This is a genomic window from Gehongia tenuis, assembly GCF_014384795.1.
In the GTDB taxonomy this organism is placed as follows: domain Bacteria; phylum Bacillota; class Clostridia; order Christensenellales; family NSJ-53; genus Gehongia; species Gehongia tenuis.
Genome location: NZ_JACRSR010000001.1, coordinates 689,826 through 710,204, shown reverse-complemented (window position 1 = coordinate 710,204; position 20,379 = coordinate 689,826). Strand labels below are relative to the sequence as shown.

Genomic DNA, 20,379 nt, shown 5'->3' with positions numbered 1-20,379 from the left:
TTCCATAATGCAGGTACAAAAACCCCCGATGCGTAGCTCGGGGGGTACTATCAATTTATCCAAGATAAAAAGGATCCATGCCCGCGGCATCCACAAGAATTTCTACTTGGTTATATTGTAATTCATTTAAAGTATTTTGTAAACCTCTAATCAGCCAATCAACCCCATGTTTTTCCAGTCCATAGTGCCCCGCATCCACCACCGGAAGGCTCAGTTCCTTCGCCAGCAGCGCGTCATGGTGCTTCACATCCCCGGTCACGTAGACGTCGGCGCCGGAGCGGGCCGCCGCTAAGATATAGGAGGCTCCGCTGCCCCCCAGCACGGCCACCTTCTCCACCCATTGGGGAAGATCCCCGCACACCCGAACGTAAGGGAGGTCCAGTTTTTCCTTCAGCCAGGGCAGAAATTCCCCGCCTTGAATTGGCACGATGCGGCCCACGCGGCCCGTACCCAGATCGGTCTTTTGGCGGAACAGCTCGATTACGTCCACCGCGGGATGCTCATAGGGATGAGCTTTGGCGAGCACGGCCAGCACCCCATCAAGATGGGCCCGGTCCACCAGCGCCTCCAGCTTCTCCTCCGGCACACGGGCCGTGGTCTCCCTTTGTCCGACGAAGGGATGGGCGCCGGCCAGCGGCCGGAAAGTCCCCTCCCCTTCCGTTTTGAAGGCGCAGCGGTCATAATGCCCCATTTTGCCCGCGCCGGCGTCAAACATAGCGTTCATCACCGCTTCCGCATGCTCATCGGGCACCGTGACCGCGACCTTGTACGCGCCGGAAAGGGGCACCAGCGGACGCCGGTCCATCATGCCCAGTCGGTCCGCCAGCTCATCGTTCATGCCGCCCGGCGCATTGTCCAAGTTCGTATGCATGCCATAGACGGCGATGCCGGAGCGCACAGCCTTCATCACCAGCCGTCCCACCGGATCATCCGCCCGAATTGCTGAAAGCTTGCCGAAGATGAGCGGGTGGTGTGCCACGACAAGCTCCGCTTCCATGGCCGCCGCATATTCCAGCGTGCCTTCCGTTACGTCCAGCGTCACCACGATGCGCCGGACCTCCCCGTCGGGATCGCCCACCGTGAGCCCAGAATTATCCCAGCTCTCCGCAAGTGCGGGCGGCGCAAGCCTCTCCAGCGCTTCCACGATCTCCCGAACCTTCATGTCGGAACCGCCTCCTTCAATTGCTTGATGCGCGCCATGAGTTCGGCCGCCCGGCCCTCCCCGTCCCCGGGATCGGAGCGCAGGACCTCCCCCGCCGCCCTTCGCAGATACTTCTCCCGCCAGGCGACAAGCTCGGGCAGCAGCGGATGACGCGTTTCGATCAACTTCCAGCCCAGCTGGTATTCCGCCCAGGACCGCTCCCGGTCCTCGCCCCAGCTGCACTGAATGATGCTGTAAAATCTTCGGTTTTCCCAGACCAGGTCCTCGCTGTCGATGCGAAAACCCTGCTTCACCAAAAACTCCCGCAGAAGCGGAGCCTGGCTCATGGGCTGCAGTATCCAGCAGGGAATATCCTGCCGGTTCGATGCCAGGATGCTGCGGATGGTCTGAGAACCCATTCCCGCCAGAACCGCCGCGTCCACACTGTGGAGCGCCAGCGGGTCCACTCCGCTTCCCAGCAGAAATTCCGCGTTCAATTCCCGGCCGCTGAACAAAGCCCTTGCCTTATTCAGTGACGGTTCACTGATGTCCACGCCATAGACCTTGCGGCACCGGCCCGTCACCAATGCCGCCAGCATCAGCCGCCCATGATCCGTGCCGATATCCGCCATCCGGCTGTCCATGGGCACTTTGTTCAGGATTGCCTCCAAACGTTTGGAAAGGCGCATGAATGAAAGAAGGCAGCCTTTTACGCTGCCTTCGCCTCAATCCAGAAAATCCTTCAGCTTCTTGCTTCGGCTCGGATGGCGGAGCTTCCGCAAAGCTTTCGCTTCGATCTGGCGGATGCGTTCCCGGGTTACGTTGAATTCCCGGCCCACCTCCTCCAACGTGCGCGCCCGGCCATCGTCCAGGCCAAAGCGCAGCCGAAGCACCTTTTCCTCCCGAGGGGTCAGGGTATCCAGCACGCCCAGCAGCTGTTCCTTCAGCAGCGTATACGCCGCCGCCTCAGCGGGAGCGGGCACATCGTCATCGGGAATAAAGTCGCCAAGATGGCTGTCCTCCTCCTCGCCGATGGGGGTCTCCAGGGACACGGGTTCCTGGGCCACCTTCATGATCTCCTGCACCTTATCCTCGGAGATGGTCATTTCCCGGGCAATCTCTTCGGGCTGAGGGTCCCGGCCATATTCCTGCAAAAGCTGCCGGGAAACCCGGATCAGCTTGTTGATGGTCTCCACCATATGCACCGGAATACGGATGGTTCTCGCCTGATCGGCGATGGCACGGGTGATCGCCTGCCGGATCCACCAGGTGGCATAGGTGCTGAACTTGTAGCCCTTGCGGTAATCGAACTTCTCCACCGCTTTAATCAGTCCAAGATTGCCCTCCTGGATCAGGTCCAGGAACAGCATCCCGCGGCCCACATACCGCTTGGCGATACTGACCACCAGGCGAAGATTGGCCTCCGCCAGCTTGCGCTTCGCCTCCATGTCGCCAGCTTCCATGCGCTTGGCGATCTCAATTTCCTCTTCCGCCGTCAGAAGGGGCACCTTACCGATCTCCTTGAGGTACATCCTCACCGGATCATCGATGCTCACCCCTTCGGGAATACCGGCTTCCGGGTCCTCCTCGGCCAATTCTTCCGGGAGCTCGGTAATTTCCGTGTCGGCGTCCAATTTTTCCACGACATCCACACCCATGGCTTCCAGCGTGTCGTACACCTTTTCAATTTGTTCCGGTTCCAGCTCGATCTCTTCCAAGGAGTCCATGATCTCCTTCAAGGTGAGCACGCCCTTATTCTTTCCGGAATCCAGCAACTCTTTTACGCGGCTTTGCTGCGTCTCTTCATTTTTCAAGAGTTTCCCTCCTTTGGGTCCATTCCTTCAGGCTCCTATACTGCTTGTTCAGCCGTTCCAGCTCCTGCAGGATCTCCTGCCGCCTGGAAGGCTCCGCCTTTGGGAAACCGTCCTGCAAGTCCCTGATCCTTTGCTGAATCCGCCGCTGTTTCAAGCGGTTGGCCAAAAGTTCAGCCATATCCAGCGCATCCTTGGCCGGCACCCGTTCCTTCTCCACCGCAGCGACAACCTTGGCCCATTCGCCGTCGGTTATGCCGCCCAGAAGTTCGTTCCAGCTGCCCGCGCCCCTGGCGATCTCCTCAAAGAGCTTCCCGTGTTCCTCATAGAGAAAATCGTCCTTCGTTACATCCACTCTTTCCCGTACAAAGGGGTATTGCATCCATATATAAAGGAGCTTTTGCTCCATAAGACGCTCCGAGCGAGCTTCCTGCTCCTCCTTATTATAACGCCCGGCTGCGTTCTTATTCTCCGTAAGCCTTTCCATGGCCTTGACCGGCACCTTCGCCGGCTTTTTTTGCTGCAGCTGTCCCACCCGGTTCTTCACCGTTTCCAGGGCAAAGCCGCTTCTTTGGCAAACATATTCGCCGTATAGATCGAGCTCCAGCGCGGTTTTCACATCCCTGGCCAGCATGGCACAGGATTTTTCCGCAAAATCCATGCGGCCCTCGGGCGTCGAAAGATCGGCGGACTCCTCCAGCAAGGTCAATTTATAGCGCACAAGCTCCATGGCGTCCCGGGAGAGCTCCAAAAAGGCATCCTTGCCCTCGGCACGAATGAATTCGTCGGGGTCCTTGCCGTCGGGCATGCGCATCACCCGCACGTCCAGCCCCTCATTGCGGAGAATATCCAAACCCCGCAGGGTGGCTTTGCGTCCAGCGCCATCCCCGTCATAGGACAGATAGACCCTGGGCACATAGCGCTTCAAAAGCCGTGCCTGCTGCTCCGTAAGGGCCGTTCCCAGGGACGCCACAGCGTTGGTAACGCCAAAGTTGGCCAGGGACACCACGTCCATATAACCTTCCACCAGAAAGACCGCGTCCACGTCCCGCTGTTTTTTCAACTGGCGCAGGCCGTAGAGGTGCTCGCCCTTCACAAAGATCTTGCTCTCCGGCGAGTTGATATATTTGGGCAGGGACTGATCCAGCACCCGCCCGCCAAAACCGATCACACGGTTGTTGGGCAATATGATAGGAAAGATAACCCGGTTGCGGAAGGCGTCGTAGTAGCCCTCCTTCTTTCCCTTATGTATGAGCCCCAGGGAAGCGGCCCGTTCCAAATCGCATCCCTTTTCCGTGAGATGCTGGACCAATCCCTCCCAGCCATCCGGCGCATAGCCCATACCGAACTGACGCACAGTGCTCCCCTTCATACCCCGCCTGGCGAGATACGCCCGGGCCCCGGCGCCCCCTTGCTCGTCCCACAACCGGTCGTAGAAGTAGCGGCCTGCAATCTTAACGATTCCATACAGCCTTTCCTTCTCCTCCCGCTGCCGCTTATAGGCACTCTCGTCGCCCTGCGTCTCGTAGGCCATGCCGCAGCGGTCGGCCAAAAGACGCACACTGTCCGGGAAGCTCAGCTTCTCCATCTCCATCACGAAATGGATCACGTTGCCCCCGGCATGACAGCCAAAGCAGTAATAAAACTGCTGCCCAGGATTCACGCTGAATGAAGGTGTTTTTTCCTGATGGAAAGGACAGCAGCCCCACATTCTGGAACCTTTGGACTTCAGCGGGACATATCCGGAGATCACGTCCACGATATCATTCTTTTCGCAGACCTCGTCCAAAAATTCTTGCGAAAAAAAACCGGGCATAGCACCACCCAATCCTTAAAACCTCCAGTTAAATTCGCCACAATCCAGGTCTTTTCCTGCTTTGCGGCCCGAATTCACCAAAAACTTGTCGAACCCGCCGCTTCAGTGCTGGGTTCGGGGTATGGAAATATCCTCAAAAACAGCGATGGCGTAGCGGTCGCTCATCCCGGCGATATAATCCACCACCCGCTGTTCCAGATCTCCCGGGCCTTCCGGAGGATGAGCCATGTAGTATTCGAACAGATGGGAGAGCATGAACCGCACCCGCTCCTCCTCCTTGAGGGCGCCGGGATGGCGATAGACCTTTTCGAACATGAAACCCCGGAGGTTCTCCATAGCCTCCCCAATCCGATCGCTCATCCGGATATCGCCTTTGGTCTCGCTCTCCTCCACCACGTCCCGGATCATACGGTCGATCCTCCGGCCATGGGTGTCTCCCAGGATGTCCAGGAGGTCCTTCGGCAGATCCTCAGGGCGCAGCAGTCCGGCCCTCAACGCATCATCGATGTCATGATTGATATAGGCGATACGGTCCGCCAGACTGACGGCCCTGCCCTCCAGCGTGGCCGGATGGCCCTTGGACGTATGGTTGACAATGCCGTCCCGCACCTCAAAGGTGAGATTGAGCCCCCCGTCCCCTTCCAGCACGTCCACCACCCGAAGGCTCTGTTCATGGTGCCGAAAGCCTCGGGAGGAAAGCTGATTTAAGGTGCGTTCCCCCGCATGGCCAAAAGGCGTATGCCCGAGGTCGTGGCCCATGCCGATGGCCTCCGTCAAATCCTCGTTCAGCTGAAGGGCTCTGGCGATGGTTCGGGCAATCTGGGAGACCTCCAGCGTGTGCGTGAGCCGGGTGCGGTAATGGTCCCCCTCCGGCGCCACAAACACCTGCGTCTTGTGCTTGAGCCGCCGAAAGGCCTTGGAATGAAGAATACGGTCCCGGTCCCGCTGAAAATCTGTTCTGAGATCACAGGGCGCCATGGGATACATCCGCCCCCGGCTTTTTGCACTCTTCGCCGCCTCCGGCCGCAGCGCCTTTTCCTCCCATGCCTCCGTTCGTTCCCGAGCCGTCATACCTTCACCTCCCACACCGATTTATTCACTATATACCACAAAGTCCGCAAAAATCCTGCAAAGGGGCAAAAATAGGGCTTTTCTGCTTCCCCGAATGAATTCTCTATTCCATTGTATTCAGCACGCAAAAAACAAAGACCCGTCCTCAACGGACGGGTCTTTTTGAATCAGCGGCTTACTTGTCCTGGAAAACATCCTTTTCAGCCAGGATCTTCGCCTGAGCGGCGGCCAACCGAGCGATCGGCACGCGGTAGGGCGAGCAGGACACATAGTTGAGGCCGATGTTGTGGCAGAACATGACGGAAGACGGATCTCCGCCGTGCTCACCGCAGATGCCCAGCTTGATGTCGGGGCGGGTCTGACGACCCAGTTCCACGGCCATCTTCAGCAAGCGGCCCACACCAACCTGATCCAGGCGGGCGAAGGGATCCTGCTCGAAGATCTTCTTGTCATAGTAATCGTTGAGGAACTTACCGGCGTCATCACGGGAGAAGCCGAAAGTCATCTGGGTCATATCGTTGGTACCGAAGGAGAAGAACTCGGCTTCCTTGGCGATCTCATCGGCCGTCACGGCAGCACGGGGAACCTCGATCATGGTACCGACCTTGTAGTTCAGCTTAACGCCCTTTTCGGCCATCACGGTCTCGGCAGTCTCAACCACAACGTTCTTCACATACTTCAGCTCTTTCACGTCGCCGACCAGGGGAATCATGATCTCGGGGATCACGTCGTAACCCTTCTCCTGCTTGACTTCGATGGCGGCCTCGATCACGGCACGGGTCTGCATCTCAGCAATTTCAGGATAGGTCACGGACAGACGGCAGCCGCGGTGGCCCAGCATGGGGTTGAACTCATGGAGATCTTCCACAGTGGCCTTCAGCTCGTCGAAGGTCAGGCCCATCTCAGCAGCCAGGCTGCGGATGTCCTCGTCCTCGTGAGGCAGGAACTCATGCAGCGGCGGATCCAGGAACCGGATGGTCATCGGACGGCCTTCCAGAGCCTCGAACATACCCTTGAAGTCGCCCCTCTGCATGGGCAGAAGCTTGGCAAGAGCCTTGCGGCGCTGATCTTCGGACTTGGCCACGATCATCTCACGCACGGCGGGAATACGGTCTTCCTCGAAGAACATGTGCTCGGTACGGCAAAGGCCGATACCCTCGGCGCCGAAGCCCACGGCCACCTTGGCGTCACGGGGGCTGTCAGCGTTGGTGCGCACACCCAGCGTACGGGTCTCGTCGGCCCACTGCATTAGGGTGGCGAAGTTGCCGCTGAGGCCGGCTTCCTGAGTGGGGATGGCCTCGCCATAAACATTACCGGTGGTGCCATCAAAGGAGATGAAGTCGCCTTCATTGATCTTGATCTCGCCCACGGTGAAGTACTTGTCTTCTTCATTGATCTTGATCTCGCCGCAACCCACAACGCAGCACACGCCCATACCACGGCCAACCACCGCAGCGTGGGAGGTCATGCCGCCGCGGGCGGTGAGGATACCCTGAGAAGCATACATACCCTCGATATCTTCCGGGGAGGTCTCCTGGCGGACCAGAACAACCTTCTCGCCCTTGCCAGCGGCTTCCACAGCGTCCTCAGCGGTGAAGTACACCTTACCGCAGGCAGCGCCGGGGGAGGCGGGCAGGCCCTTCGCGATGGGCTTCGCTTTCTTGACGGCAGCAGCCTCGAAGGTGGGATGGAGCAGGGAATCCAGCTGCTTGGGATCAACCTTCATCAGGGCTTCTTCCTTAGTGATCATGCCTTCCTTCACCAGGTCCACAGCCACCTGCAGGGCGGCGGCGGCGGTGCGCTTGCCGTTACGGGTCTGCAGCATGTACAGCTTACCACGCTCGATGGTGAACTCCATGTCCTGCATGTCCTTATAATGGTTCTCAAGACGGTTGGCGATGTCCGCAAACTGCTTGTAGATCTCAGGCATAGCCTGCTCCAGGGTGCTGATGTGCTGCGGGGTACGGATACCGGCCACAACATCCTCGCCCTGAGCGTTGATCAGGTACTCGCCATACAGCTTGTTCTCGCCGGTGGCGGGGTCACGGGTGAAGGCAACGCCGGTACCGGAATCGTCGCCCATGTTTCCGAAAACCATGGCCTGCACGTTAACAGCGGTACCCCAGTCGCCGGGGATATCGTTCATGCGGCGGTACACGATGGCGCGGGGATTGTCCCAGGAACGGAACACAGCCTTGACGGACTCAAGCAGCTGCTCCTTGGGGTCCTGAGGGAAGTCCACGCCCTTCTCCTGCTTATAAAGAGCCTTGTAACGCTCCACAACGTCCTTCAGGTTCTCAGCAGTGAGATCGGTGTCAAGCTTGGCGCCGTTTTCTTCCTTGACAGCGTCCAGGATGGCCTCAAACTTGCTCTTTTCAATCTCCATAACCACGTCGGAGAACATCTGGATGAAACGGCGGTAGCTGTCATAGGCAAAGCGCTCGTTGTTGGTGAGCTTGGCCACGCCCTTCACAGCCACATCGTTCAAACCGAGGTTCAAGATGGTGTCCATCATACCAGGCATGGACACGCGGGCGCCAGAACGCACGGAAACCAGGAAGGGGTTCTCCAGATCGCCAAACTTCTTGCCGGTGATCTTCTCCGTCTTCTCCATGGCATCCAGAATCTGATCCAAGATCTCCTGAGAAATGACTTTACCATCCTCGTAGTAACGGGTGCAGGCTTCGGTGCTCACGGTGAAACCCTGGGGAACCGGCATACCCAGCTTGGTCATTTCAGCCAGGTTCGCGCCTTTACCTCCCAGCAGGTTACGCATGGACGCGTCGCCTTCGCTGAAGAGGTACACATACTTCTTCGACATGGTCGATCCTCCTTACATAATAGAAAAATATTGTTGACTAAATTGAAATGGACGGGCTTTTACCCGTCCTTCATTGTAATACATCTTGCTTTATAAAACAACCGTTTTTTTGCCATTTTGAAATAAATCCATCATTTTGCACGATTCATGAATCAATTCTCGATTTCATCCAGAAAGGCCAAAGCTTTGAAGCGGGTGTCCATGTGATAGCGGACGAAACCAAGCAGCGCATCCTCGATCTCCTCCCGGTAATGGCCGAGCTTTAAACTGCCCATCTTGGTCAGCGGTATCCAGCGGCTGCTGGCAATGATGCGAAGGGCGCCGGCGGAAATGGGCCGGCCGGCAAGGGGCGCGCAGGCGGTGCACAATACGCCGCCCTCCTCCGGCACAAATCGCATGGCGGGCTCGTTCGCTTTGCCGCAGCGAAGGCAGTGCTCCACCTCCGGGCAAAAACCCATGAGATCCATCAGCTTCACCAGATAGATATCCCGAATATCCCGGGGATCGCCGCTGCCGTAGCATACCTGGGCTACAGCGGACAGGAGCAGATGGAACAGCTCCTCATTCGGCTCCCCTTCCAGCATGAAGGTTTCAGCAGCGTTGGCAAGATAGGTGGCGTAAGCCAGACGGCGCACGTCTGAACGCAAATCAAAAAAGGCGTCCAGCATTTCCACCGACGCCAGGTAGTTGCGGCCTTTGCTCTCCCGCACCATGAGTCTGCCATAGAAAAAAAGCTGGGCGCCGGAAGCAAGCCTGCTTTTGGGCTTGCGGCAGCCCACCGCGCCCACGCTGATCTTGCCCATCTCCCGGGTCAGCACCGTGAGCATGCGGTTCGCCTCACCATAGTTGGCCCATCTTACCACCATACCGGTCACCGTATGGATCATGGCCATCGCCCCCTTAGCGGCTTAAATCGTCCTCTACATCTGAAACCGCTCGATAGAACAGATATTCTCCGATGTGTCCGTCCTTTTCAAACAGTTCCCAAGCCATGTTTTCAACCCTGTGATCGTCCGTCATTTTATCCCCTCCAGCCCTTACCTTGCTTCAAGAGCGCGCTGTTCATACAAAGCAAATTCAGGGGGAACATGCAATACTTACTATTCGTAGCCCAGGGTGCGCAGCACCGACATCTTGTTGCGCCAGTCCTCCTTCACCTTCACCCAAAGCTCCAGATAGACCCGGTTGCCCAGCACCCGCTCGATATCCGGCCGGGCCATGGAGCCGATTTTTTTCAGCATGGCGCCATTCTTGCCGATGACGATGCGTTTATGGGATTCCCGCTCGCAGTAAAGGGTGGCCTGAATATCCACCAGATCCTGATTCTCCCGTTTTTTGAAGGACAGGATCTCCACGCCGATGCCGTGGGGCACTTCCTCCTCAAGAAGCATCAGCGCCTTCTCCCGAATGAGCTCCGCCACCACCGCCTGTTCCGGCTGGTCGGTGATCATGTCCTCCGGAAAGTAGTGGGGGCCCTCGGGAAGATAGCCTTCCAGCAGATCCACCAGTTCTTCGAGCCCCTTGCCCGTCTTGCCGGAGGTGGGCAGGATCTCCACCTGCTCCGGCGCGTCGCTGAAGGCGGAGAGGGCCTTCAAAAGCTCCTCCTCGCTGCAAACATCCGATTTATTGACGGCCACCACCACCGGCACCCTGCGGGCGGCGGCATTCTGATAGATGATGCGGTCGTTGGGGCCTACGCCGGACTTGGCGTCCACCACCACCAGGATGGCGTCCACGTCCTTGGCCGCATCCTCAGCACTTTTAACCATGTAGTTCCCCAGCTTGTTCTTGGGCCGGTGGATGCCCGGCGTGTCCAAGAACACGATCTGGAACCCGGGCTTGGTCAAAACGCCCATCAACCGGTTGCGGGTGGTCTGGGGCTTGGGGGAAACGATGGCCACCTTGTCACCGATCATGGCGTTCATCAGCGTGGATTTCCCCACGTTGGGCCGGCCAAGGATGGCCACAAAGCCGCTCCTAAAATTCTTCATATCAATTGCTCCTTACCAAATGCGTAGGGCATCAATTTCCTAAGGGTGTGCGTCTCATAGCGGTCCGGCGCGTCGGAAACCAAAACGATGAGTTCGGGCGCAAATTCGCTCAGCGCCTGCCGGCAGATGCCGCAGGGATAGGGCGGACTTTCGGCGGCGACGGCGATCCTTTCCAAACGCGCCGCGCCCTCGGACACCGCCTTGAAAAGGGCGGTCCGCTCGGCGCAGCAGGTGGCGCCGTAGGATGCGTTTTCAATGTTGCATCCCAAAAAGACCCGGCTTCCGTCAAAGAGGGCAGCGCCCACCTTGTAGCCCGAATAGGGCACATAGGCCCGTTCCCGCGCCTCCCAGGCCAGCTTCACCAGCTCCCGGTCCGTCATCCCTCGCCCTCCCGGGAGAGTCCGATGCGTCCCAGCGCCTCCTCCTCACGAAGGCGCATCATCTGCTTTTCCGCTTCCGCTTCATGGTCATAGCCAAGAAGGTGCAGGCAGCCGTGCACCGTCAGATAGCCCACCTCCCGGGCCAGCGAATGCCCAAAATCCTCGGCCTGGCGCCGGGCGGTCTCCAGGGAAATCACGATGTCTCCAAGGAAGATTTCGCCGGTCTCCGGATCGATGTCCAGCTCGCCCGCATCCTCTCCCGCCTCGATCATGGGAAAGGACAGCACGTCGGTGGAACGGTCCACGTTTCGAAAGGTGCGGTTGAGCTCCCGGATGCCGGGATCGTCCACCAGCACCACCGACACCTCCACATTCTTCTCCCGGTCCACCACCTCCATGACCGAAGCCACAGCCTGATGAACCACATCCTTCATAGCGGTGTCGAAGGCAATAATATCCTGACGGTTGTCGATTTCAACGGTCATTTCGATCCCTCCTTGACATCATCCATCTTAGGATACTCAATCCGTTCGTGGATGACCCCTGTCAAAACCTGCATGAACGCATCTTGAATGAGGGTGAGATCCTTGAGCGTGAGATCGCATTCGTCCAGCTGGCCGTCGGACAGCTTATCCTTGACGATGCTCTCCATCATCTCCCGGATCTTCTCCTGGTTGGGCTCCTTGATGGTGCGCACCGCGGCCTCGATGGAGTCGGCCAGCATCACCACGGCGGCCTCCCGGCTCTGGGGCCGGGGTCCCGGATAACGGTAATCCTTCGGATCCACGTTTTCATTGTCCTGCTTGGCCTTGTAATAGAAAAACTTGATCAGCGTGGTGCCGTGGTGCTGCAAAATGATATCCTGAATCCGCCGGGGAATCTTGTATTTTTGGCTCATCTGATAGCCCGCCTGGGTGTGTCCCCGGATGATGGAGGCGGAAAGCTCCGGCGAAATCCGGTCGTGGGGATTGTCGCCGCTCATCTGATTTTCCTTGAAGAAATAGGGCTGCTTCAGCTTGCCCACATCGTGGTAGTAGGCGCCCACCCTGGCCAAAAGGCCGTCGGCGCCCACCGCTTGCGCGCCGCGCTCCGCCAGATTCCCCACCACCACGCTGTGGTGATAGGTGCCCGGCGCCTCGAGGAGCAGCTTTCGCATCAGCGGCTGGGTGGGATTGGACAGCTCCAGAAGCTTGAGGGGCGTCAGCAGTCCAAAGATGCTCTCAAAGATGGGCATAGTGCCCACCGTCAGAATGGCCGACAAAAGTCCGCCCACCAGGCCCCAGCCAGCGGCCTGGAAGGTTTCCAGATTGTTGTTGCTGGACATGAGCCCCGTGGCCAGGATGCCGAGGGCATTGATGAGTCCAAGCACAAATCCGGCGAAAACCAGGTTGCTGCGCTGATAGGACCGCCGCGCCACGGAGATGCCCGCCATGCCGCTTAGAATGGAGATGAAGCCAAGATTGTAGGCCGCCGTTCCCAGCGCGCCCTGTTCCGGGGTAAACACGACGATAAGGCCCATCATCACCGAGGCAAAGACGTTGTAGAGAATGGCAAGCCTGGGCTTGAGGAGCAGCGCAATGGTCAGCGTGCCGTAAGCCACGGGCGCCAGCATGGGGTGCACAAAGTTGGCCAGCAAGGTGAAGGCTGGGATGAGCACGCCCATAACGCCCAGCAGAACCAGGGATGGCAGGTGGTTCAAAATCCAGGTCTCGTATTCCACCAAATATCCGCTGAAGATCACAAAGATGATGAGCAGGAAGGCGGCAAGCCCCACGTAAAGCAGGATGTCCACCGAGTTGCTCTGGATAAGGCCCAGGGTTTTCAGCATCTCATGCTGAGCCTCGGTCACCGCTTCACCGTCCCGGACGATATTCTGGTCCTTCTTGTAGACGATGGGCTGCACGGCCTCCTCCGCCTGCTTTCGCGCCGCCTCGGTGGCAGACTCGTCCCGGAGAAGATTCGCCTGAAGGTAGTCTGAAACAGCCCTCGCGCCAACGGCCTGCAGGCTTTGAGGGACACTACTCTCCCGCAGCTCCTGTACGATGGAAACCTTCTGGTCGGCCAGTCCCTCCTCCTTGATGGCGCTGTCCAGCGCCTCGGTGGAGAGCACCTCCACCGTATTTTTCAAATTCTCCAGTTCCTCCGGAGAGGCCTCCAGAATGGCCAGAATCTCGCTGTCCGTCAGCTCAATGGGCACGATATCGGCCATGGCCGAAATGAATTCATCGGAAAAGACGTCCGCCGGTGTGGCCTCCGGTGTGGGCGTGGGCGTCGCCGTGGGTTCAGGCGTGGCGCCGTCCTCCCCGGGAGAGGCCGGCGGCGGGGTGCCTGCGCCCAGCTGATCCGCCAGTTTCTGCTGACGGATCTCCGCGCCCTTTGCGTTCACCTGCACCAAAGCGCCAAAGTAGGCATCCATATCGGCAAGAACCCGGTCCGCAACCGTGGCGTCACTCTTATAAACCGTCTCCACCGCTTCCCGCGCTTCCTTGCGCTTCAGTTCGGTGGTGATGGTATCCTCCACGTCCTTGGTGGCCTTGATGGTTTCCGGCGCAATATTCCCCACCGACAGATTGTACTGTTTCGGGGTGATTGCCGCAATGAGCAGCAAAAAGATAATGATATAGCTGCATACGCCCACCAAAACATTGGCCAGCTTCTGCCTGGAAGTTCTTTCGGTTTTCTGAACGGGTTCCTCCCAAGGTTCCCTCGATTTTTTCACGGTGCACCTCCTCGGGCTGCTGATCATATCCACTATTTTGCCCTATTATACCAGAAAGGCTATCAGATTGCTATGAAAAATGAAAATCCCCTCCTTCACGAATGCAAAAAAGACGCCCCGAAGGGCGTCCTTGCATCTTGAAGGCAGGACCGCACGTTTGGCCGCCGGAAAAGGGCCGATTCTCACGATAAAGCGTGATGCTGGCGGTTCACGGCCCGGAGCCTCATTTCCTCCGGTAGTTCCGGTTTGAATCCGGTTTTGTTTTGGCCTCGTATTTCTCAAAGGCCTTGATGATCTCCTTGACCAGCTTATGGCGCACGACGTCCCGGTTGGTCAGATTCACCACTTCGATATCTTCAATGCCCTTCAAAAGGTCGGCGCATTTCTGCAGGCCTGACCCCTGTTCCTTGGGCAGGTCCACCTGGGTCACGTCGCCGGTGATCGCAACCTTGGCCCCCTCGCCGAAGCGGGTGAGCACCATTTTGAGCGTCTCCAGGGTCGCGTTTTGCGCCTCGTCGATCACCACGAATGCGTCACTCAGCGTGCGGCCCCGCATGTATGCCAGCGGTGCAACCTCGATGGTGCCGTTCTCCAAGTACCGCTGGAACTGTTCCTGGCCCAGGAAGTCGTACAGCGCATCGTACAGGGGCCGGAGGTAGGGGTCCACCTTGCTTTGGAGATCGCCGGGCAAAAAACCCAGTTTCTCTCCCGCCTCCACCGCCGGACGGGTCATGATGATGCGGGAGATCTCCTTCTTCTTCAGCATGGTCACCGCAACGGCGATGGCAAGGTACGTCTTGCCCGTGCCCGCAGGGCCGATGCAGATGGTCACCGTGTTTTCTTTAAGGGCCTTGATGTAGTTCTTTTGGCCGAGGGTCTTGCACTTGACCGGCTTGCCCCGGCAGGTGAAGGCGATCACGTTGGTCATGGCCGCCACCGCATCGTCCACGTTGCCGCTTTGTGCGAGCTCCAGGGCGTGGTTCACCATCCAGTCGTTGATCACCTCTCCATTGGCCAAAAGCTTCTTCAGCGTTTCCACCGTGTCCACGGCCGCCTTTACGGCCTCCGGCTCTCCATGGATCTCCACCCTGGCCTCGCGGAGCTGAATGCTGACTTCCAGCGCCTTCTCCAGCGTTTTTACATGCTCGTCGAAGGAACCAAAAACGCTCATCACCTGAGCCATGTCGTCAAATTCCACGTAATCTACCAAAAACTTCTCCTCGATTCTCCTTTGAAATCCTTTCAATTATAGTGCATTGGCGGCGATCTTTCAAGGCCATTGCCTGGTAATGTTATGCCCTGGATGGCTTTGCTCTATGAAAAAAGAGAAGGCCAAAGGCCTTCTCTTCAGGGCTCAACCACGCCGATGGATTCGCTCACCTCCAAGTACACCGTGGCCTTGAGCTCGCCGCCCTCCACCGTCACCTTATCCTTGCGCTCAAGGACGCTTTCCGGGTCCGGCACCTGGGCGAGGGCCTGCTGATAGGCTTCCTCCAGGGCGGCCTTGGCCACGCTGTCCGCATCCTTCTCCGCGACGCCGCGGATCACCTCCCGATACTCCTCCTCCACCAGATATACAGGAAAGTAGAGCTTTCCCAACAGAGGCGTTCGCCGCTGTGACAGCTCATAATCGGCGTAATCCGGCTTTTCGCCCTCCACCGGCACCGTCCAGGTGCCCATGTCGATGTATCTTCGCACCGCTGTGCGGCCGGTCTCGGCGGCCACATCCTCGTTCATGTTCCGGACCACGGTGCCCTCATAGTAGACCCGGCCCAGCACCGTGCCCTTGGCCCGCACCCTGATCTGCCGCTCCTCCGGGCCCAGCACCCCTTCGATCAAAACATCGCCCTTTCTAACCGTATCTCCGGCCTTCACCTTGGCTTTGCCCGCGAGGGCCGTGATCTCATAGACCACCGCGTCCCGGCCGGCCACGATATCCGCCGGTACGCTCTCGTCGATCATTTCCGGTTTTGGCTCGCCCTCCACCACTTCCACATGCAGGCGCATGCCCTTCATGGAGATGCCCACCCAGCTGAGCTCAGGAAAGGCGCCGAGGATATCGTCGGCAAGGACATGGAAATCCACTTCCGACTGACGGATGCCCGGCTTCACGTTCTGTGAGCTGAGATAGGCCATGATGCCCGCCGGGTCCAGTTTTTCCGTACCCACCACCTCCACGTCCCAGATGAAGGAGGAAAGGAAGATGAGAGCGGCCACAAAAAGGGCCACGCCAAAGACCAGCACCTTGCGCTTCAAAAGGTTGTGCCAAAGATAGGGAAGGCCCCGCCTGCCCAGAATCTCCACCTTGCAGCGGCTGCGCGACGCCGCGTCGAGGAGCGCCTCCAGCCGGCCCTTGCCCACCTTGGCCGTCATGACCGTATGGCTTGGCCGCTTCACGCCCCAGATTCGGATGCCCTCCACGCCTATGAGGTTCAGCATCTTCTCCAGCGAAAGGCCGGAGATCTTCACGGTCACATAGCCCAATAAATAGCGCCAAAACCAGGTCAAAGCCCACTCCCCCCGTTACCCGTCATAGTCCACATGGTTCACCTGGCCCGTCACCAGGATGTCCTCCGCACCCATATTCTGCAGCACCATTTCCCTGCCCAGGATGGTGGCGGTGCCCTGGGAGGTGTTCACCCGGATCTTTTCCGGCGTGTATTCGATGATGCCCTTGTGGTTCTCCAAATAAAGCTGGCGGCGCCCGATCAGCGTGATCTGGGGCAGGTCCAGCATGATCTCGCTGGGCAGCTCCAGGATGTCCGCCAGATGGGTCTTAATACGTTGTTTGGACGGTCTTTTCACACCCACCCCTCCTCGCCTAAGGATATGCCGCGGGCATAAAAAAAAGAAGGCGGACGCCTTCTATGCCGAAAAACAAAACCCGGCATAATAAGCCGGGTTTGGTTTCAAATCAATATTTGCGCTTGCGGGCTGCCTCAGCCTTCTTCTTGCGCTTCACGCTGGGCTTTTCGTAGTGCTCTCTTCTGCGAGCCTCAGCTAAAACCCCCGAACGGGCGCATTTCCGCTTAAAGCGCTTGAGAGCGCTCTCCAAGCTTTCGTTTTCACCAACGCGGATCTCGGACATTGAATCTCCCCTCCCTCCGCAACAACATAGTCCATGGAGCTGAGCTTTATGCCATGGCTCCATCGCGTATAAACCATTATACCGTAGTTACATTCAAAATGCAATACCCCTTCTCATCCGGGAGGCCAGCCGAGATTTCGGCCGCCAAGGACGTGAAAATGCAGGTGTTCCACGCTTTGGCCGCCGTCCTTGCCGGTATTGGCCACCACGCGGAAACCGCTCTCCAGCGCAAAATTTTTCTGGATGAAGGCAACCGCCTCCAGGACGCTGTCCATCAAATTCGTGCCCTTCGGCACCGCCAGGATATTGTCGTAATGCTTTTTGGGGATCACCAGAACGTGCACCGGCGCCTGTGGTTCCAGATCGTGAAAGGCCAGGACATCGTCGTTCTCATAGACCTTTTTGCAGGGAATCTTTCCCGATGCAATATCGCAAAAGATGCACATGCTTCCACCCTCCTTAGACTAAAGGCCCTCGGGCCTTCAAACATTTCTCCAACATTCTATCATATCTTCGCGGCCCCCGCAATTTTTGTAAGCGGCGTTCCTTCGAGAACGGCGCCCGCCGCGCCGGTGATGAGAACGTCCAGAAGCTGGCCGCTGCGGCCCCCGGCGAGCTGCACCTCCGTTTTTACGTACTGGGGGGTACATCCGGAGAAACGGTCGTTCCCGAGGTCTTCCTCCAGCACCACCGTCTGGCGGGTCCCCAAAAGTTTCCCCGCATACTCCCGTTCCAGACACTCCCCCAGACGAATCAGCTTCGCCGCCCGGGCCTCCTTCGTTTTTTTGTCCAGCTGGCCCTTCATTTTGGCTGCCGCCGTGCCCTGCCTTGCCGAAAAAGGAAAGACATGAATCCGGCTGAACGCCATCCTTTCCACAAAGGCACAGGTCTCGTCAAATTCCGCCTCGCTCTCCATGGGAAAACCGGTGAGAACATCGGTGGACAGGGCCACCAGCGGATCAAAGGCCCGGAGAAGCTCCGCCGCCCCTGCATATTCCTCCGGCGTATAGCGGCGGTTCATGCGCTTAAGCACCGCGGCGCTGCCCGACTGCATGGAAAGATGGAAATGGGGACAGACCTTGGGCAATTCCTTCAGGCTATTTACAAAATCTTCGCTGATCATGAGCGGTTCCAGGGAGCCCAGCCGAATCCGCTGAAGGCCTTCCACGTCATGGACCGCCCGAATGGCATCCATCAGCGTTCCCCCGGTATCCCGGCCATAGGATGTAAGATGGATGCCCGTCAGCACCACCTCCCGGTAGCCCGCTTCAGCCAGCCGCCGCGCTTCCTCCCTGATGGAAGGGATGGGCCGGCTGCGGACCGGTCCCCGGGCAAAGGGAATGATGCAGTAGGTGCAGTAGTTTTCACAGCCCTCCTGAATCTTCAGCACGGCTCGGGAAAACCCCTCATGGCTTGCGATGGAAAGATCCTCGAAAGCCTCGCCCCGCTCAAAAGCGCGGACGCGGCTCATCGGAGTTCGCTCCCGCAGGGCTTCCTCCACCCATTCCACCACCCGGCCCCGATTTTCCGTGCCCAGCACCAGATCCACACCGTCCACGGCCATGACCTCCTGCGGCGCGGTCTGGGCATAGCAGCCCGCCACCACCACCAGGCTTTTGGGATTGATCCGCTTCGCCCGCCGCACCATCTGGCGGGATTTCCGGTCGCCCTGGGCGGTGACGGTGCAGGTGTTGATCACATAGACATCGGCCGGTTCGTCAAAGGCCGCCACCTCGTAGCCCGCCTTCACGAACAGCTCCAGCATGGCCTCCGTATCGTATTGGTTCACCTTGCAGCCAAGGGTCGTAAAGGCCACCTTCATGGTCTCATCTCCCGTTCGTATAGGATCATGGCAAGGGCCGCCGGCCCCGCCGACTCGGTGCGGAAGATGCGGGGGCCGAGGCTGGCCGCCGCAAAGCCCATGGCAAGAAGATCTTTTATCTCCGCCTCGTCCAGGCCCCCCTCCGGACCCACCACAAGACCTATATTGACCGCTTGAGGATGACCGCGGAGAACCGCCTTCAGCGAGGTTCTTTTTTCGTTTTCATAGGCCGCCACCACCAGATCCAGTTCCGCCATGGCGGGAAGGGCCTCCTTCAGTGCCACGCCCTCCTGGACCTCGGGCACGCGGCCCCTTCCGCACTGCTTGGCCGCTTCAAAGGCGATCCGCTGCCAGCGCTGAACCTTCCTGTCCTTTTCCTTGAGGCGTGCCACCGAACGCTTCATCTCCACCGGCACAATGGTGTGAACGCCGTATTCAACCGCCTTTTGCACCACGTAGTCCATCCGTTCGCCCTTGGCCAGCCCCTGAAAGAGCGTCACGTTCACCGGCGGCTCGGCGGCGTTGGGCCGGCCCTTTTCCAGCTTTGCCAAAGCCGTCTCGCCCACCGCTTCCAGCACGGCGTCATAGTCCGTGCCCCGGCCGTCGCATACGATGATGCGCTCCCCCTTCTCCATGCGGAGCACCCGCCGGATATGGACGGCGTCCTCCCCGCGGATGGTGGCCGTCCCCTCACCGAAATCTTCCGGCATAACAAAAAAGCGGTGCATATCAGCCCGCCTTTTTGGCACAGATGGCCGTCCATTCGCCCATATGGGCCTTTTCCATTTCCACAAAGCCCACCGATTCCAGAGACTTGAAGACCTCGTCCTCCCGTTCCCGGATGATGCCGGAGGCGATGAAGATGCCGCCGGGCGTCAGTTTTTCATAAACGCCGGGCGCGATGGCCATGATGGTGTCGGCGATGATGTTGGCCAGCACCAGATTGCAGTCCTTCCAGGCCTTCGCGTTCTTCCAGTCCTTGTTCTTTTGCAGCACGTCGCCATGAAAAACTTCGATCTTTTCCTCCTCATGGTTCAGCGCCACATTCTGGGCGGCGATTTCCGCGGCTTTGCCATCCAGCTCGATGCACACCACTTTTTTGGCCCCCAGCTTGGCCGCGGCGATCCCCAGAATCGCGGTGCCGCAGCCCATATCCATCACCCGCATGCCGGGCTTCAGGCGTTTTTCCAAAAGATGAATGCACATCCGCGTCGTCTCATGGGAACCGTTGCCAAAGGCCATGCCCGGATCCATGTCAATGACCACCTCGCCCGGTTTGGCCTCATAGGGCTCCCAGGTGGGGCGGACCACCACTTTTTTGCCGATCAGCATGGGTTTGTACCACTTTTTCCAGTTGTTGGCCCAATCTTCCCGGTCCACCTCGTGAACCTCCACCGTCGCCGGTCCAAGGTCGATCATATCGGCGTCGCATTTCAGATGAATCAGCTTTTCCCTGAGCCGCCGGATGGTATCCTCAACCACGGAGTCATTGCAGATGTACCCTTTCACCAGCACATCCTCGTCCATGTTCTCGATGATGCTCTCATCGATATAATCCCAGTCGCCCTCCCGGCCCTGGTCCCGAATCACATCGGCCCGGTCCTCGATCACGACTCCCTGTAAATCCAGTTCGTCCAAAACGGCGGTAACCACCTCGCTGCCAAGGCTGGTGGTCCGAATCACAAGCTCCAACCACTTCTTCTTCACGCGGTATTCCCC

General features: G+C 58.5%; 19 protein-coding genes. All 19 read right to left on the bottom strand.

The window, feature by feature from the left end; all coding sequences use genetic code 11:
- Nucleotides 1–55: 55 nt before the first annotated feature.
- The 19 genes from H8696_RS03590 to prmA all read right to left on the bottom strand — a co-directional run bounded on the left by H8696_RS03590 (nt 56) and on the right by prmA (nt 20,367).
- Nucleotides 56–1,162: a Nif3-like dinuclear metal center hexameric protein gene (locus H8696_RS03590; RefSeq protein WP_249314994.1), complete on the bottom strand. Its 1,107-nt coding sequence runs from the start codon at nt 1,160–1,162 to the stop codon at nt 56–58.
- Nucleotides 1,159–1,830: a tRNA (adenine(22)-N(1))-methyltransferase gene (locus tag H8696_RS03585; protein WP_249314993.1), complete on the bottom strand. Its 672-nt coding sequence runs from the start codon at nt 1,828–1,830 to the stop codon at nt 1,159–1,161. Before H8696_RS03585 ends, H8696_RS03590 begins: the two co-directional genes overlap by 4 nt.
- Before the next feature lie 36 nt (nt 1,831–1,866).
- Entirely contained in the window at nt 1,867–2,955 is a 1,089-nt protein-coding gene (gene rpoD / locus H8696_RS03580; protein ID WP_249314992.1) for an RNA polymerase sigma factor RpoD, read from the bottom strand.
- The gene (gene dnaG, locus H8696_RS03575; protein WP_249314991.1) at nt 2,945–4,780 is read right to left on the bottom strand and encodes a DNA primase; all 1,836 of its coding nucleotides are present in this window, start codon (nt 4,778–4,780) and stop codon (nt 2,945–2,947) included. The genes rpoD and dnaG overlap by 11 nt, the downstream gene beginning before the upstream one ends.
- Before the next feature lie 90 nt (nt 4,781–4,870).
- Nucleotides 4,871–5,839, bottom strand: coding sequence for a deoxyguanosinetriphosphate triphosphohydrolase (locus H8696_RS03570; protein ID WP_249314990.1), 969 nt, complete (start codon nt 5,837–5,839; stop codon nt 4,871–4,873).
- A 175-nt stretch (nt 5,840–6,014) separates the two neighbouring features.
- Nucleotides 6,015–8,660 carry a pyruvate, phosphate dikinase gene (ppdK, locus tag H8696_RS03565; RefSeq protein ID WP_249314989.1) on the bottom strand — a complete coding sequence of 882 codons (2,646 nt, stop codon included), beginning with the start codon at nt 8,658–8,660 and terminating at the stop codon, nt 6,015–6,017.
- A gap of 152 nt (nt 8,661–8,812) precedes the next feature.
- Complete coding sequence (gene recO, locus H8696_RS03560; protein WP_249314988.1) at nt 8,813–9,547, bottom strand: DNA repair protein RecO; 735 nt, start codon at nt 9,545–9,547, stop codon at nt 8,813–8,815.
- A 213-nt stretch (nt 9,548–9,760) separates the two neighbouring features.
- Nucleotides 9,761–10,651 carry a GTPase Era gene (gene era, locus H8696_RS03555; protein WP_249314987.1) on the bottom strand — a complete coding sequence of 297 codons (891 nt, stop codon included), beginning with the start codon at nt 10,649–10,651 and terminating at the stop codon, nt 9,761–9,763.
- Nucleotides 10,648–11,031, bottom strand: a complete 384-nt coding sequence (locus tag H8696_RS03550) for a cytidine deaminase (protein WP_249314986.1) — start codon at nt 11,029–11,031, stop codon at nt 10,648–10,650. Before H8696_RS03550 ends, era begins: the two co-directional genes overlap by 4 nt.
- A complete protein-coding gene (gene ybeY, locus H8696_RS03545) occupies nt 11,028–11,516 on the bottom strand; it encodes an rRNA maturation RNase YbeY (protein ID WP_249314985.1) in 489 nt (162 codons plus the stop codon). Before ybeY ends, H8696_RS03550 begins: the two co-directional genes overlap by 4 nt.
- On the bottom strand, nt 11,513–13,750 hold the full coding sequence (locus H8696_RS03540) for an HD family phosphohydrolase (protein WP_249314984.1): 2,238 nt from the start codon (nt 13,748–13,750) through the stop codon (nt 11,513–11,515). The genes ybeY and H8696_RS03540 overlap by 4 nt, the downstream gene beginning before the upstream one ends.
- Before the next feature lie 223 nt (nt 13,751–13,973).
- Nucleotides 13,974–14,960, bottom strand: a complete 987-nt coding sequence (locus H8696_RS03535) for a PhoH family protein (protein WP_330605309.1) — start codon at nt 14,958–14,960, stop codon at nt 13,974–13,976.
- 137 nt (nt 14,961–15,097) lie between these two features.
- Entirely contained in the window at nt 15,098–16,258 is a 1,161-nt protein-coding gene (gene yqfD / locus H8696_RS03530) for a sporulation protein YqfD (RefSeq protein WP_249314983.1), read from the bottom strand.
- Nucleotides 16,259–16,273: 15 nt separating this feature from the next.
- Nucleotides 16,274–16,555, bottom strand: a complete 282-nt coding sequence (gene yqfC / locus H8696_RS03525) for a sporulation protein YqfC (RefSeq protein WP_249314982.1) — start codon at nt 16,553–16,555, stop codon at nt 16,274–16,276.
- Between the two features lie 109 nt (nt 16,556–16,664).
- Nucleotides 16,665–16,838: a 30S ribosomal protein S21 gene (rpsU, locus tag H8696_RS03520; protein ID WP_249314981.1), complete on the bottom strand. Its 174-nt coding sequence runs from the start codon at nt 16,836–16,838 to the stop codon at nt 16,665–16,667.
- A 113-nt stretch (nt 16,839–16,951) separates the two neighbouring features.
- The gene (locus tag H8696_RS03515; RefSeq protein WP_249314980.1) at nt 16,952–17,284 is read right to left on the bottom strand and encodes a histidine triad nucleotide-binding protein; all 333 of its coding nucleotides are present in this window, start codon (nt 17,282–17,284) and stop codon (nt 16,952–16,954) included.
- 59 nt (nt 17,285–17,343) lie between these two features.
- A complete protein-coding gene (mtaB, locus tag H8696_RS03510; protein ID WP_249314979.1) occupies nt 17,344–18,660 on the bottom strand; it encodes a tRNA (N(6)-L-threonylcarbamoyladenosine(37)-C(2))-methylthiotransferase MtaB in 1,317 nt (438 codons plus the stop codon).
- Nucleotides 18,657–19,388, bottom strand: coding sequence for a 16S rRNA (uracil(1498)-N(3))-methyltransferase (locus H8696_RS03505; RefSeq protein WP_249314977.1), 732 nt, complete (start codon nt 19,386–19,388; stop codon nt 18,657–18,659). Before H8696_RS03505 ends, mtaB begins: the two co-directional genes overlap by 4 nt.
- Before the next feature lies 1 nt (nt 19,389).
- Nucleotides 19,390–20,367 carry a 50S ribosomal protein L11 methyltransferase gene (gene prmA, locus H8696_RS03500; RefSeq protein WP_249314974.1) on the bottom strand — a complete coding sequence of 326 codons (978 nt, stop codon included), beginning with the start codon at nt 20,365–20,367 and terminating at the stop codon, nt 19,390–19,392.
- Nucleotides 20,368–20,379 lie beyond the last annotated feature (12 nt).